Source organism: Streptomyces sp. TLI_105, assembly GCF_900105415.1.
In the GTDB taxonomy this organism is placed as follows: domain Bacteria; phylum Actinomycetota; class Actinomycetes; order Streptomycetales; family Streptomycetaceae; genus Streptomyces.
Genome location: NZ_FNSM01000001.1, coordinates 5,879,795 through 5,894,915 on the forward strand (window position 1 = coordinate 5,879,795; position 15,121 = coordinate 5,894,915).

At 70.5% G+C, this 15,121-nt stretch carries 9 protein-coding genes; 7 read left to right on the forward strand and 2 right to left on the reverse strand.

Annotated elements, in window-relative coordinates; all coding sequences use genetic code 11:
• Positions 1-59: 59 nt before the first annotated feature.
• Positions 60-1,094, reverse strand: coding sequence for a LacI family DNA-binding transcriptional regulator (locus BLW86_RS26925; RefSeq protein ID WP_093876427.1), 1,035 nt, complete (start codon positions 1,092-1,094; stop codon positions 60-62).
• Between the two features lie 336 nt (positions 1,095-1,430).
• On the opposite strand from BLW86_RS26925, the gene BLW86_RS26930 reads away from it, so the two are divergent.
• From BLW86_RS26930 to pulA, 7 genes are all read left to right on the forward strand, one after another.
• A complete protein-coding gene (locus BLW86_RS26930; protein ID WP_093876428.1) occupies positions 1,431-2,708 on the forward strand; it encodes an extracellular solute-binding protein in 1,278 nt (425 codons plus the stop codon).
• A gap of 19 nt (positions 2,709-2,727) precedes the next feature.
• Positions 2,728-3,741, forward strand: a complete 1,014-nt coding sequence (locus BLW86_RS26935; RefSeq protein WP_093876429.1) for a carbohydrate ABC transporter permease — start codon at positions 2,728-2,730, stop codon at positions 3,739-3,741.
• Positions 3,735-4,607, forward strand: a complete 873-nt coding sequence (locus tag BLW86_RS26940) for a sugar ABC transporter permease (protein ID WP_371129678.1) — start codon at positions 3,735-3,737, stop codon at positions 4,605-4,607. The genes BLW86_RS26935 and BLW86_RS26940 overlap by 7 nt, the downstream gene beginning before the upstream one ends.
• Before the next feature lie 48 nt (positions 4,608-4,655).
• Positions 4,656-6,329 carry a glycoside hydrolase family 13 protein gene (locus BLW86_RS26945; RefSeq protein ID WP_093876431.1) on the forward strand — a complete coding sequence of 558 codons (1,674 nt, stop codon included), beginning with the start codon at positions 4,656-4,658 and terminating at the stop codon, positions 6,327-6,329.
• Entirely contained in the window at positions 6,317-7,396 is a 1,080-nt protein-coding gene (locus tag BLW86_RS26950; protein WP_093876432.1) for a LacI family DNA-binding transcriptional regulator, read from the forward strand. Before BLW86_RS26945 ends, BLW86_RS26950 begins: the two co-directional genes overlap by 13 nt.
• Before the next feature lie 122 nt (positions 7,397-7,518).
• Positions 7,519-9,204, forward strand: a complete 1,686-nt coding sequence (locus tag BLW86_RS26955) for a carbohydrate-binding module family 20 domain-containing protein (RefSeq protein WP_093876433.1) — start codon at positions 7,519-7,521, stop codon at positions 9,202-9,204.
• Positions 9,205-9,272: 68 nt separating this feature from the next.
• Complete coding sequence (pulA, locus tag BLW86_RS26960) at positions 9,273-14,561, forward strand: pullulanase-type alpha-1,6-glucosidase (protein WP_093876434.1); 5,289 nt, start codon at positions 9,273-9,275, stop codon at positions 14,559-14,561.
• On the opposite strand, the gene BLW86_RS26965 is transcribed toward pulA, so the two are convergent.
• Positions 14,548-15,066 carry a GNAT family N-acetyltransferase gene (locus BLW86_RS26965; RefSeq protein ID WP_093876435.1) on the reverse strand — a complete coding sequence of 173 codons (519 nt, stop codon included), beginning with the start codon at positions 15,064-15,066 and terminating at the stop codon, positions 14,548-14,550. The genes pulA and BLW86_RS26965 overlap by 14 nt on opposite strands.
• Positions 15,067-15,121 lie beyond the last annotated feature (55 nt).

Consider the following 15,121-nt stretch of genomic DNA (forward strand, 5'->3'; position numbering starts at 1 on the left):
CAGATCCCGCCCCCCGACCGATCATCCCTCGGTCGGGTTCCGGGTGCACCCGCTCCACCTCAGGAAGGAGTGCGCGCGGCCGCCGGAGCCGACGCGGTCGAACCGCGAACCACGAGCTCAGGCATGAAGACGAACTCGGAGTGCGGGGCCGGAGTGCCCCCCACCTCCTCCAGGAGCGCGCGGACCGCGGCCTGCCCCATCGCCTGCACCGGCTGCCGGATCGTGGTGAGCGGCGGGTCGGTGAACGCTATGAGCGGAGAGTCGTCGAAGCCGACGACCGAGACGTCCCGGGGGACGTCCAGGCCCTGCTGCCGGGCCGCCCGGATCGCGCCGAGCGCCATCATGTCGCTCGCGCAGACGATCGCCGTGCAGCCGCGGGAGATCAGCGCCCCGGCCGCGGCCTGCCCGCCCTCCAGGGTGTAGAGGGAGTGCTGGATCAGCTCCTCGGACTCCTCGGGGGAGAGGCCGAACCGCTCCGCCATGCCCTGCTGGAAGCCCTCTATCTTGCGCAGCACCGGCACGAACCGCTTCGGCCCGACGGCGAGACCGATCCGCGTGTGGCCGAGGGCGGCCAGGTGCGTCACGGCCAGCCGCATCGCCGCCCGGTCGTCGGGGGAGACGAAGGGCGCCTGGACCTTGGGGGAGAAGCCGTTGAGGAGGACGTACGGGACGCCCTTGCCGCGCAGCTGGTCGTAGCGCGTCATGTCGGCCGTGGTGTCGGCGTGCAGGCCGGAGACGAAGATGATGCCGGCGACGCCGCGCTCCACCAGCATGTCGGTGAGCTCGTCCTCGGTGGACCCGCCGGGGGTCTGGGTGGCGAGGACCGGGGTGTACCCCTGACGGGTCAGGGCCTGCCCGATGACCTGGGCGAGGGCGGGGAAGATCGGGTTGTCCAGCTCGGGGGTGATGAGACCGACGAGTCCCGCGCTGCGCCGGCGCAGACGCACGGGCCGCTCGTAGCCGAGCACGTCGAGCGCGGCAAGGACGGACTCGCGGGTGGCGGTGGCCACTCCCGCCTTGCCGTTGAGCACGCGGCTGACTGTGGCCTCACTGACCCCCGCCTGGGCTGCGATGTCGGAGAGCCGCGCGGTCATGAGGATGGACTGTACCGGTCACGGCGCGTATTGCCCACCGCTACCGCCAGGTCTCCTCCGACACCGTCCCGCTGCAAGGTCTTGCAGTCCTTGCCGGCGCTTTGCCGGGGCATTCGGGCGGGAAAAGGGCTCGATCTCCCCTGTCAAGCGATCCTTCGGCAACCTTCGGGACACGCGGATGTAACGATCGCCGGACCTTGCAGAAAGTTCTCGCAAGGTCTTTCGGCGCGTTTTCATCCCTGTTACGTTCCTGGCAACCCGGAGCGCCGCGAGGGAGCGGTCGCATGAGGAAGGTTCCAGCCCCTCGTCACCCCCGGGATCATCGAAGGAGTTCACATGCGGCGTGGCATAGCGGCTACCGCGCTGGTCGCGGCCCTGGGCGTGACCCTGGCGGCGTGCGGCGGCAGCGACAGCGGTTCCAACGGCGGCTCGAAGAGCTCGGGCGAGCTCTCCGGCACCGTGACCTGGTGGGACACCTCCACGGTCGGCTCCGAGGACAAGGTCTTCAAGAAGGTCGCCGAGGACTTCACCAAGGCGCACCCCAAGGTCACCGTCAAGTACGTGAACGTGCCCTTCGGCGAGGCGCAGAACAAGTTCAAGAACGCCGCGCAGTCCGGCTCCGGCGCGCCCGACGTCATCCGCTCCGAGGTCGCCTGGACCCCCGAGTTCGCCGACCTCGGCTACCTCGCCCCGCTGGACGGCACCCCCGCCCTCAAGAACCAGGACGACTTCCTCAAGCAGGCCGCGGCCTCCACCAAGTACAAGGGCAAGACCTACGCCGTCCCGCAGGTCATCGACTCCATGGGCATCTTCTACAACAAGAAGATCTTCAAGGAAGCCGGTGTCACGGTCCCCAAGACCATCGACGAGCTCAAGGCCGTCTCCGCCAAGATCAAGCAGAAGACCGGCAAGACCGGCCTGTACCTGCGCGGCGACGACGCCTACTGGTTCCTCTCCTTCCTGTACGGCGAGGGCGGCGACCTGGTCGACGCCGAGAACAAGAAGATCACCGTCGACAACCCGGCCGGCGTGAAGGCCTTCAAGGTCGTCAAGGACCTGGTGGACTCCGGCGCGGCCAAGACGGACGCGACCGACGGCTGGAACAACATGCAGACCGCCTTCAAGGAAGGCAAGGTCGCCATGATGATCAACGGCCCCTGGGCCGTCTCCGACACCTACGCCGGCAAGGAGTTCGCCGACAAGGCCAACCTGGGCATCGCCCCGGTCCCGGCCGGCTCGGGCGGCCAGGGCGCCCCGCAGGGCGGCCACAACCTCGCCGTCTACGCGGGCTCCAAGAACCTCGACGCCTCCTACGCCTTCGCCGAGTACATGACCTCGGCCGAGACCCAGGCGAAGGTCTCGAAGGAGCTCAGCCTCCTCCCCACCCGCGAGTCGGTCTACATCAAGCCGGACGTCGCGACCAACGAGATGATCTCGTTCTTCAAGCCGGTCGTCGACAAGGCCGTCGAGCGCCCCTGGATCCCGGAGACCGGCAGCCTCTTCGCGCCGCTCGTCACCGAGTACACCAAGGTCCTGACCGGCCAGACCACCCCGGAGACGGGAGCCAAGACGGTGGGCGACGGCTACCGCAAGCTCCTGAAGGACTGGAAGTAACAGGAAGGCAGGCCGGCTGATGGCTGTGGACACCACCGGCCAGTCGGTGGCGAAGGCCGCGGGCGACGACGTCGCCCGCGGCCGGAGCCGCGGAACTGGCAGTCACCGGGGCGTGCCGAAGCGCTCCCTCTCCACCCACTGGTACGCCTGGGCGATGGTCGCCCCGGTGACGATCGTGATCGCCGTGATCATCGGCTACCCGCTGGTCCGCGGCATCTACCTGTCGCTGACCGACGCCAACGAGCGGAACGTCGCGCGGTCGATCGGTGTCAACCAGATCCCGGCCAGCTACGAGTTCGTCGGTCTGGACAACTACACCGACGCGATCACCGGAAGCCAGTTCCTCGGGACGCTCGGCTGGACGATCGTCTGGACCGTGTCCTGCGTGGCGCTGACCTTCGCCCTCGGCCTCGGCCTCGCCAACATCCTGAACCGCAGGATCGCCGGCCGCTCCGCCTACCGGCTGATGCTGATCCTGCCCTGGGCCGTGCCCGGCTTCGTCTCCGTCTTCGCCTGGCGCTTCCTCTACAACCAGGACAACGGCCTGCTCAACAAGGTCCTCGCGGGCGGCGGCATCGACGCCGTCCCGTGGCTCAACGACCCGACCTGGGCCAAGCTCTCGGTCATCGCGACCAACGTCTGGCTCGGCGTCCCGTTCATGATGGTCGCCCTCCTCGGCGGACTCCAGTCCATCCCCGGCGAGCTGTACGAGGCCGCCGAGATGGACGGCGCGAGCGCCTGGCAGCGCTTCCGGCACATCACCATGCCGGGGCTCCGGTCCGTCAGCACCACCGTGATCCTGCTGAGCACCATCTGGACCTTCAACATGTTCCCGGTGATCTTCCTGCTCACCCGGGGCGGGCCCGGCGAGGCCACCCAGATCCTCGTCACCCAGGCCTACAAGTTCTCCTTCGAGGTCAGCCCGCGCGACTTCGCCCAGTCGTCCACGTGGGGCGTGCTCATCCTGGTCCTCCTGATGGTCTTCGCCGCGTTCTACCAGCGCGTCCTCCGCAAGCAGGGAGAAGTCTGGTGACCACCACGACCCCCACCCCCCAGCCCCTGAACGCCCCGATCCGGGGACGCCGCTCCCCGCTCGCCTCGGTGGGCCTGCACGTCACGCTGATCGTCGCCTCCGTGATCGCCGTCTTCCCGGTGCTGTGGGTCCTGCTGACCTCGCTGAAGCCGGCGAAGTTCGCGACCACCACGGACTTCTTCAAAGAGACGACGTTCGAGAACTACACGAACCTGCTGAACGACACCCCGTTCCTCACCTGGTTCGGCAACTCGCTGCTCGTCGCCGGCCTCACCACCGTCCTCGGCGTCTTCGTCTCCGCCACCACGGGCTACGCCGTCAGCCGCTTCCGGTTCCCCGGCAAGCGCGGCCTGATGTGGACGCTGCTCATCACCCAGATGTTCCCGGTCGCCGTCCTGATCGTGCCGATCTACAACATCATGGCGACGATGGGCCTGCTCAACCAGCCGGTCGGCCTGGTCATCACGTACCTGACCATCGCCGTCCCGTTCTGCGCGTGGATGATGAAGGGCTTCTTCGACACCATCCCGCGCGAGATCGACGAGTCCGGCTACGTCGACGGCCTCACCCCGTTCGGCACCTTCTGGCGGCTCATCCTGCCGCTCGCCAAGCCGGGCATCGCGGTCACCGCCTTCTACTCCTTCATCACCGCCTGGGGCGAGGTCGCCTACGCCTCCGCCTTCATGGTCGGCGACGAGAACCTCACGCTCGCCGGCGGACTGCAGAAGTTCGTCAACCAGTACGGCGCCCAGTGGGGCCCGATGTCCGCGGCCTCCGTGCTCATCGCCCTCCCCGCCGCCCTGGTGTTCCTCTTCGCCCAGCGGCACCTGGTCACCGGCATGTCCGCCGGCGCCGTCAAGGGCTGACGGTTGAACGCCCCACCTGTACGCCCCTCCTTACCTTCCAGGGAAGACATGACCCAGCATCTCGCCACCCCGGCCGACGTCCCCACCACCGGCACGCACACGGGCTGGTGGAGAGACGCCGTGATCTACCAGGTCTACCCGCGCAGCTTCGCCGACGGAAACGGCGACGGCATGGGCGACCTGGAGGGCGTCCGCAGCCGGCTGCCGTACCTCAAGGAGCTCGGCGTCGACGCCGTCTGGCTCTCCCCGTTCTACGCCTCGCCGCAGGCCGACGCCGGTTACGACGTCGCCGACTACCGGGCCATCGACCCCATGTTCGGCTCGCTCCTCGACGCCGACGCGCTGATCCGCGAGGCCCACGAACTGGGCCTGCGCATCATCGTCGACCTGGTCCCCAACCACTCCTCCGACCAGCACGAGTGGTTCCAGCGCGCCCTGCGCGAGGGCCCCGGCTCGGTGCTCCGTGAGCGCTACCACTTCCGCCCCGGCAAGGGCAAGGACGGCGAACTCCCGCCCAACGACTGGGAGTCCATCTTCGGCGGCCCCGCCTGGACCCGTACGGAGAACCCGGACGGCACCCCCGGCGACTGGTACCTCCACCTCTTCGCCCCGGAGCAGCCCGACTTCAACTGGGAACACCCCGCCGTCCGCGACGAGTTCCGCTCCATCCTGCGCTTCTGGCTCGACATGGGCGTCGACGGCTTCCGCGTCGACGTCGCCCACGGCCTGGTCAAGGCCGCCGGACTGCCCGACATCGGCGCCCACGACCAGCTGAAGCTGCTCGGCAACGACGTCATGCCCTTCTTCGACCAGGACGGCGTCCACCAGATCTACCGCTCCTGGCGGCAGATCCTCGCCGAGTACGACGGAGAGCGCATCCTCGTCGCCGAGGCCTGGACCCCGACCGTCGACCGCACCGCGAACTACGTGCGCCCCGACGAGATGCACCAGGCCTTCAACTTCCAGTACCTGGGCACCCACTGGGACGCCGCCGAGCTCCGCACGGTCATCGACGCCTCGCTCGACGCGATGCGCCCGGTCGGCGCCCCCACCACCTGGGTGCTGTCCAACCACGACGTCACCCGGCACGCCACCCGCTTCGCCAACCCGGCGGGCCTCGGCACCCAGCTCCGCGAGGCCGGCGACCGCGAGCTCGGCCTGCGCCGCGCCCGCGCCGCGACCCTGCTCATGCTGGCCCTGCCCGGCTCCGCCTACGTCTACCAGGGCGAGGAGCTCGGCCTGCCGGACGTCACCGACCTGCCCGACGAGGTCCGGCAGGACCCGTCGTTCTGGCGGGCCAGCGGCCAGGACGGCTTCCGCGACGGCTGCCGGGTGCCGATCCCGTGGACCGTCGAGGGCTCCTCGTACGGCTTCGGCGACGGCGGCTCCTGGCTGCCGCAGCCCGCGACCTGGAGCGCCCTGAGCGTCGAGGCGCAGACCGGCGACCCCGGCTCCACCCTGGAGCTGTACCGCAGCGCGCTCGCCGTCCGGCGCGAGCGCCCCGAACTCGGTGCGGGCGATTCCGTCGAGTGGCTGGAGGCACCCGAGGGTGTGCTCTCCTTCCGCCGCGACGGATTCGTCTGCACCGCCAACACCACCGGCCGGGCCATCACCGTCCCGCTGCCCGGCCGGTATCTCCTCTCCAGCGGGGAGGTGGGCGGCTCCGCCGTGGAGGGGACGGTGGAGCTGCCCGCCGACACCACCGTCTGGTGGGCGGCGTGACGATCCCCCTGCCGCGGGGCGCCGGGAACGGCGCCCCGCGGCTCGCGGACATCGCCGCCCAGTCCGGGGTCAGCGAGGCCACCGTCAGCCGTGTCCTCAACGGCAAGGCGGGGGTGGCCGGCGCGACCCGGCACAAGGTCCTCGCGGCGCTCGACGTGCTCGGCTACGAGCGTCCCGTACGGCTCAAACGCCGCAGCGCGGGCCTCGTCGGGCTCGTCGTGCCCGAGCTGACCAACCCGATCTTCCCGGCCTTCGCGCAGGTCGTCGAGCAGGTCCTCGCCGGGCACGGCTACACCCCGGTCCTCTGCACCCAGATGCCCGGCGGCGCCACCGAGGACGAGCTCGTCGACCAGCTCGTGGAGCGCGGGGTGGCCGGCATCGTCTTCCTCTCCGGGCTGCACGCGGACGCCACCGCCGACCCGGCGCGCTACGCCCGGCTGACCGAGCGCGGCGTCCCGTACGTCCTCATCAACGGCTACAACGAGCACATCGACGCCAACTTCGTCTCCCCGGACGACCGGGCCGCGGCCAGGATGGCCGTCCGGCACCTGGTCGAGCTGGGCCACGAGCGGATCGGCCTCGCCATCGGCCCCACCCGGTACGTGCCCTCGCGCCGCAAGGCCGAGGGCTTCACCGCCGAGCTGTACGAACTCCTCGGCGTCGACCGGGCCGAGGCCGAACGGTTCATCAGGCCCACGCTCTTCGGCGTCGAGGGCGGGCACGCGGCCGCCGACATCCTGCTCCGCGAGGGCTGCACGGGCATCGTCTGCGGCTCCGACCTGATGGCGCTCGGCGTGATCCGCGCCGTGCGCGCCCGTGGCCTCGACGTGCCCGGAGACGTCTCCGTCGTCGGCTTCGACGACTCGCCGCTCATCGCCTTCACCAGCCCCCCGCTCTCCACCGTGCGCCAGCCCGTGCAGGCCATGGCGACGGCGGCCGTCGGCGCGCTCCTGGAGGAGATCGAGGGGAATCCGGTGCAGCGCACGGAGTTCGTCTTCCAGCCGGAGCTGGTGGTGCGCGGTTCCACGGCGCAGCCGCCCGGCCGGCTTCCGCACGTCCTTTCGTAACAAGTTACGTCGAGGTGTCCGGAGGGTTGACCGGGCGCCGGGGCGCTCATACGGTCACGGCTGAAAACAGTTGCTGACATTTTCGGCAACTTCTTGCGACAGTGAAGTCAGCAGGAGGAGACATGGCCAGAAAGACCGTGGCAGCTGCACTCGCCCTCGTGGCGGGAGCCGCTGCGGCCGTCACGGGCAACGCCCCGGCGCAGGCCGCCCCACCCGGCGAGAAGGACGTCACCGCGGTGATGTTCGAATGGAACTTCGCCTCGGTCGCCCGCGAGTGCACCGAGCGCCTCGGCCCCGCCGGATACGGATACGTCCAGGTGTCCCCGCCCCAGGAGCACCTCCAGGGCGGCCAGTGGTGGACCTCGTACCAGCCGGTCAGCTACAAGATCGCCGGACGACTCGGCGACCGCACCGCCTTCAAGAACATGGTCGACACCTGCCACGCGGCGGGCGTGAAGGTCGTCGCCGACTCCGTCATCAACCACATGGCGAACGGATCGGGCACGGGAACGGGCGGGACCCCGTTCTCCAAGTACGACTACCCCGGCCTCTACTCGGGCGCCGACATGGACGACTGCCGGTCCGCCATCTCCAACTACCAGGACCGGGCGAACGTCCAGAACTGCGAACTGGTCCAGCTCCCCGACCTCGACACGGGCGAGGACTACGTCCGGGGGAAGATAGCCGGCTACCTCAACGACCTGCTGTCGCTCGGCGTCGACGGCTTCCGCGTCGACGCCGCCAAGCACATGCCGGCCGCCGACCTCGCGAACATCAAGTCGCGGCTGACGAATCCTTCCGTCTACTGGAAGCAGGAGGCCATCTACGGCGCCGGCGAGGCCGTCTCCCCGAGCGAGTACCTCGGCAACGGCGACGTCCAGGAGTTCCGCTACGCCCGCGACCTCAAGCGGGTCCTGCAGAACGAGAAGCTCGCCTACCTCAAGAACTTCGGCGAGGCCTGGGGCTACATGCCCTCCGGCCAGTCCGGCGTCTTCGTCGACAACCACGACACCGAGCGCGGCGGCGACACCCTCAACTACAAGGACGGCGCGAACTACACCCTCGCCTCCGTCTTCATGCTCGCCTGGCCCTACGGCTCCCCGGACGTCCACTCCGGCTACGAGTGGACCGACAAGGACGCGGGCCCGCCGAACAACGGCCAGGTGAACGCCTGCTACAGCGACGGCTGGAAGTGCCAGCACGCCTGGCGCGAGATCTCCTCCATGGTGGCCTTCCGCAACACCGCCCGCGGGCAGGCCGTCACGAACTGGTGGGACAACGGCGGCAACGCGATCGCGTTCGGCCGCGGCTCCAAGGCGTACGTGGCGATCAACCACGAGTCCTCCGCCCTGACCAGGACCTTCCAGACCTCCCTGCCCGCCGGCGCCTACTGCGACGTGCAGTCCAACACCGCCGTCACGGTGAACTCCTCCGGCCAGTTCACGGCCACCCTCGCCGCGAACACCGCCCTCGCCCTGCACACCGGGGCCATGGCCTGCGGCACCCAGCCGGCCACCACCGGCGCCTCCTTCAACGTGAACGCCACCACGGTCACCGGCCAGAACGTCTACGTCACCGGCAACCGCGCCGAGCTCGGCAACTGGGCCCCCGCCTCCGCCCTCAAGCTCGACCCGGCCGCGTACCCCGTCTGGAAGCTGACGGTGTCCCTGCCCGCCGGAACGGCCTTCGAGTACAAGTACCTCCGCAAGGACGCGGCCGGGAACGTCACCTGGGAGTCCGGCGCCAACCGCACCGCGACCGTCCCCGCCTCGGGCCAGATCGTCCTGAACGACACCTTCCGAAACTGAGCCTCCCCCTCGCAAGGGCCGTCCCGCCGGGGCGGCCCTCTCTTCCCGTACCTCCAGGGAGCACCCCCGTGACACGCAAGAGAACGGCGGTCGCGCTGGCCGCCGCGCTGTGCGCCGCCCTCGTGCCCGCCGTCCCCGCGACGGCCGCGCCCCGGCCCCCCGCCCCGCCCTCCGACCGGGCCCTCGCGGCCCAGCCGGCCCGCCAGGACCTCACCCGCGAGCAGTTCTACTTCGTCCTGCCCGACCGCTTCGCGAACGGCGACGCCTCCAACGACAGGGGCGGCCTCACCGGCAGCCGCCTGGAGACCGGCTTCGACCCCACCGACAAGGGCTTCTACCAGGGCGGCGACCTCAAGGGCCTGACCGAACGGCTCGACTACATCAAGGGCCTCGGCACCACCGCCATCTGGATGGCGCCGATCTTCAAGAACCGGCCCGTCCAGGGCACCGGCAAGGACGCGTCCGCCGGCTACCACGGCTACTGGATCACCGACTTCACCCAGGTCGACCCGCACTTCGGGACCAACGAGGACCTGGAGGGGCTGATCGCCGCCGCCCACGCCAAGGGCATGAAGGTCTTCTTCGACGTCATCACCAACCACACCGCCGACACCGTCGACTACGCGGAGAAGAAGTACGGCTACCGCCCCAAGGGCGCCTACCCGTACCTCGACGCCTCCGGCCTCCCCTTCGACGACCGGACCGCGATCGGGAAGGTGGACGCGGACTCCTTCCCGTACACGCCGACGACGACCGGCGGCAAGGTCCCGTCCTGGCTCAACGACCCCACGATGTACCACAACCGGGGCGACTCCACCTGGGTGGGGGAGTCCGCCGAGTACGGCGACTTCGTCGGCCTCGACGACCTGTGGACCGAGCGTCCCGAGGTCGTCGACGGCATGAAGAGGATCTACGAGAAGTGGGTCCGCGACTTCAAGATCGACGGGTTCCGCATCGACACCGTCAAGCACGTGGACCTGGACTTCTGGACGCAGTGGGCCACCGCCCTCGACGCGTACGCGAAGAAGCAGGGCCGCGAGGACTTCTTCATGTTCGGCGAGGTGTACTCCGCCGACACCGCCGTCACCTCCCCGTACGTCACCCGGGGCCGGCTCGACGCCACCCTCGACTTCCCCTTCCAGGACGCGGCCCGCGCCTTCGCCTCCCAGGGCGCCGGCGCCGACCGCCTCGCCAAGGTCTTCGCCGAGGACTACCGCTACACCACCGACAAGGCCAACGCCTACGAGCAGGTGACCTTCCTCGGCAACCACGACATGGGCCGCATCGGCACCTTCCTGAAGCAGGACAACCCCCACGCCTCCGACGAGGAACTCGTCCGCCGCGACCGCCTCGCCAACGAGCTGATGTTCCTCTCCCGGGGCAACCCGGTGATCTACTACGGCGACGAGCAGGGCTTCACCGGCCCCGGCGGCGACAAGGACGCCCGCCAGACCCTCTTCGCCTCGAAGACCGCCGACTACCTCGACGACGACCAGCTCGGCACCGACCGCACCCACGCCTCCGACGCGTACGACACCACGCACCCGCTCTACCGCTCGATCGCCGCCCTCTCGAAGCTCACCCGGGAGAACCCGGCCCTCCGCGACGGCGTCCAGCGGGAACGGTACGCCGAGGGCTCCGTCTACGCCTTCACCCGCACCGACCCGAAGACGCGGACCGAGTACCTGGTCGCCGTCAACGGCGCCACCACCGCGAAGACCGTCACCGTCCCCGTCGACTCCGCCGACTTCCGCGCGCTGTACGGGGGTCAGGGCGCCGTCGCGGCTTCCCGGGGCGAGGTGACCGTCACCGTCCCGGCCCTCTCCTCCCTGGTCCTCAAGGCCGGTGCCCCGCTGCCCGCCCCGGCGACCGGGCCCACCGTGTCCCTGAAGGCCCCGGCCGCCGGTTCCACCGGCACCGTCGAACTCTCCGCCGACGTCACCGGAGACGGCCTCGACCGGGTCGTCTTCGCCGCCCAGGTCGGCGACGGCCGCTGGCAGACCCTCGGCACCGCCGACCACGCCCCCTACAAGGTCACCCAGCACGTCACCGCCCCCGCCGGCACCGCCCTGCGCTACAAGGCCGTCGTCGTGGACGGCGCGGGCCGCACCGCGAGCGCCCTCGCCGCCACCACCGCCGGCGCGCCCCCGGCCCCCGAGAAGCCGGTCGCCGTCGAGCGCCCCTACGCCGTCGTGCACTACCGGCGCGAGGACGGGAACTACGACGGCTGGAAGCTGAGGGCCGCCGGCCAGGACGCCGTCTTCACCGGCCGCGACGCCTTCGGCGCCTTCGCCTGGGTCAAGGTCCCCGAGGGCGCCTCCACCGTCACGTACACCGTCGAGAAGGACGCCGCCGCCGACGGACCGCAGCGCAGCATCAACCTCGGTCGCACCGGCGAGGTCTGGATCACGCAGGGCGCCGACGGCCAGTCCGACACGAACCCGGCCCCCGCCGCCCCGGACAAGACCAAGGCCGTCATCCACTACCAGCGGGCCGACGGGAACTACGACGGCTGGGGCCTCCACACCTGGACCGGCGCCGCCCGGCCCACCGACTGGTCCAAGCCCCTCATGCCCGTCCGCACCGACGCGTACGGCGCGGTCTACGAGGTCCCCCTCGCCGAGGGCGCGAGCTCCCTCTCGTACATCCTCCACAAGGGCGACGAGAAGGACCTGCCCACCGACCAGTCCCTCGACCTCGCCACCTACGGCCACGAGGTCTGGCTGCTCTCCGGACAGCCCGCGTACCTCCTCCCGACCGTCGGCGGCACCCCGAACCTCGACCTCGGCAAGGCCGAGGCCCAGTGGATCGACCGGAACACCGTCGTCTGGAAGGTGAAGACCACCGACGCCACCAGCCAGCAGCTGGTGTACGCGAAGGACGGCGGGATCACCGTCACCGACGGCGCCCTGAACACCGAGGGCCGGTGGCTCCGCCTCACCCCGGGAAGCCTCACCGACGCCCAGAAGGCCACGCACCCCCACCTCAAGGACTACCCGGCCTTCACCGTCGACCCGCGCGACGCCGACCGCGTCCGGGACTCCCTGCGCGGCCAGCTGATCGCCACCCAGCGCGCCGCCAACGGCGCCCTGCTCGCCGCCACCGGCGTCCAGACCGCCGGCGTCCTCGACGACCTGTACGCGGCGAAGGCCACGAAGGCGGACCTCGGCCCGGTCTTCCACGGCGGCCGCCCCACCCTCTCCCTGTGGGCCCCCACCGCACAGTCCGTCTCCCTCGAACTCGACGGGAAGACCCTGCCCATGCGGCGCGACCCCGCCTCCGGCGTCTGGTCCGTCACCGGCCCCCGGACCTGGGCGGGCAAGCCCTACCGGTACGTCGTGAAGGTCTGGGCCCCGAGCGTGCGGAAGGTCGTCGAGAACCGGGTCACCGACCCCTACTCCACCGCCCTCACCACCGACTCCGCCCGCAGCCTCGTCGTCGACCTCGCCGACCCGAGGCTCGCCCCCGCCGGCTGGAAGACCCTGAAGAAGCCCGCCGCCGTGCCGCTGCGGGACGCCCAGATCCAGGAACTCCACATCCGGGACTTCTCGATCGCCGACCCCACGGCGAAGGCCGGCCACCAGGGCACCTACCTCGCCTTCACCGACAAGGACAGCAAGGGCTCACGGCACCTCCGCGACCTCGCCGCCTCCGGCACCTCCTACGTCCACCTCCTCCCGGCCTTCGACCTCGGCACCGTCCCCGAGAAGAAGTCCGACCGGACCACCCCCGCCTGCGACCTGAAGGTCTACGCCCCCGACTCCGAGGAGCAGCAGGCCTGCGTCACCGCGGCGGCCGCCAAGGACGCCTACAACTGGGGCTACGACCCCCTGCACTACACCGTCCCCGAGGGCTCCTACGCCACCGACCCCGAAGGCACCCGCCGCACGGTCGAGTTCCGGCAGATGGTCCAGGCCCTCAACGGCGACGGACTGCGCACCGTCATGGACGTCGTCTACAACCACACCGTCGCCGCCGGACAGTCCGACAAGTCCGTCCTCGACAGGATCGTCCCCGGCTACTACCAGCGCCTCCAGGCCGACGGCTCCGTCGCCACCTCCACCTGCTGCGCCAACACCGCGCCCGAGAACGCCATGATGGGCAAGCTCGTCGTCGACTCGGTCGTCACCTGGGCCAAGGAGTACAAGGTCGACGGCTTCCGCTTCGACCTCATGGGCCACCACCCGAAGGCCAACATTCTGGCCGTGCGCAAGGCCCTGGACGGCCTGACCGTCGAGAAGGACGGCGTCGACGGCAAGGCGATCGTCCTCTACGGCGAGGGCTGGAACTTCGGCGAGGTCGTCGACGACGCCCGCTTCGTCCAGGCCACCCAGAAGAACATGGCCGGCACCGGTGTCGCCACCTTCTCCGACCGGGCCCGTGACGCCGTGCGCGGCGGCGGCCCCTTCGACGAGGACCCCGGCGTCCAGGGCTTCGCCTCCGGCCTCTACACCGACCCCAACACGTCGGGCGCCAACGGCAGCCCCGAGCAGCAGAAGGCCCGCCTCCTGCACTACCAGGACCTCATCAAGGTCGGCCTGACCGGCAACCTCGCCGGGTTCACCTTCACCGACACCTCAGGGCGCACGGTCAAGGGCTCCGAGGTCGACTACAACGGCGCCCCCGCCGGATACGCCGCCGCCCCCGGCGACGCCCTCGCCTACACCGACGCCCACGACAACGAGTCCCTGTACGACGCGCTCGCCTTCAAGCTGCCGGCGGACACCTCCCCGGCCGACCGCGCCCGCATGCAGGTCCTCGCCATGGCGACGGCCACCCTCTCGCAGGGCCCGGCCCTCTCCCAGGCCGGCTCGGACCTGCTGCGCTCCAAGTCCCTGGACCGCAACTCCTTCGACAGCGGCGACTGGTTCAACGCCATCCACTGGGACTGCCGCGACGGCAACGGCTTCGGCCGCGGCCTGCCGCCGGCCGCCGACAACAAGGCCAAGTGGTCCTACGGCAGGCCCCTGCTCGTGAACCCGGCCCTGACGGTCGGCTGCGCGCAGATCGACGGCGCCTCCGCCGCCTACCGGGACCTGCAGAAGATCCGCACCACCGAGCCGGTGTTCTCCCTGGCCACGACGGACCGCGTCCAGCAGGCCCTGTCCTTCCCGCTCTCCGGCCGCGACGAGACCCTGGGCGTCCTCACCATGCGCCTCGGCGACCTGGTGGTCGTCCTCAACGCGACCCCGAGCGGCACCTCGCAGAAGATCGCCGACCTGGCCGGGAAGGGCTACCGCCTCCACCCGGTCCAGGCCGGCGGCTCCGACACCGTGGTGAAGTCGGCCGCGTACGAGCAGGCCTCGGGTACCTTCACGGTCCCGGCGCGGACGGTGGCGGTCTTCAAGGCCGGGTGAGCGGCCGCTCCAGCAGGGTGACCCCGTACCGGGTCCCGTCGGCGCCGAGCTTCCCCGGCTCCTCGCCGACGACCCGGTAGCCCGCGGCTTCGTAGTACGTACGGAGCCGCGGGTTGCTCGACACGCAGTCGAGCCGTGCGACCGCCCGCCCGCGGGCCGCGATCCGCCCCTCGGCGTGCGCGAGCAGCGCCCGTCCCGTACCGGCGGGCGCTGCCTCCCGGTCGGACATGAGCCGGTGGACGTACCCGGCGACCGGGGGCTGCGGGCCCCAGGCCTGCTCATCCTCCCACCACAGCTCGTACGCGCCCACCGCGCGCCCCTCGTGGGACGCGAGCCACACCTCGCCCCCGGCGATCCGCTCCCGGAAGTGCTCGGCGCTCTTCCCGCCCGGCTTCCACTGGTCGATTCCGTTCCGCACCATCCAGTGGGCGGCCCCGTCGAACAACTCCACCAGAAGGTCGAGATCGCGTTCGTCCGCCTGCCGGAAGGTCACTTGTGCGTTCATGGCACTCACCGTAAAGGTATGGCCAGACGCCCGACATCCCCCTCTTTCCGGCCAG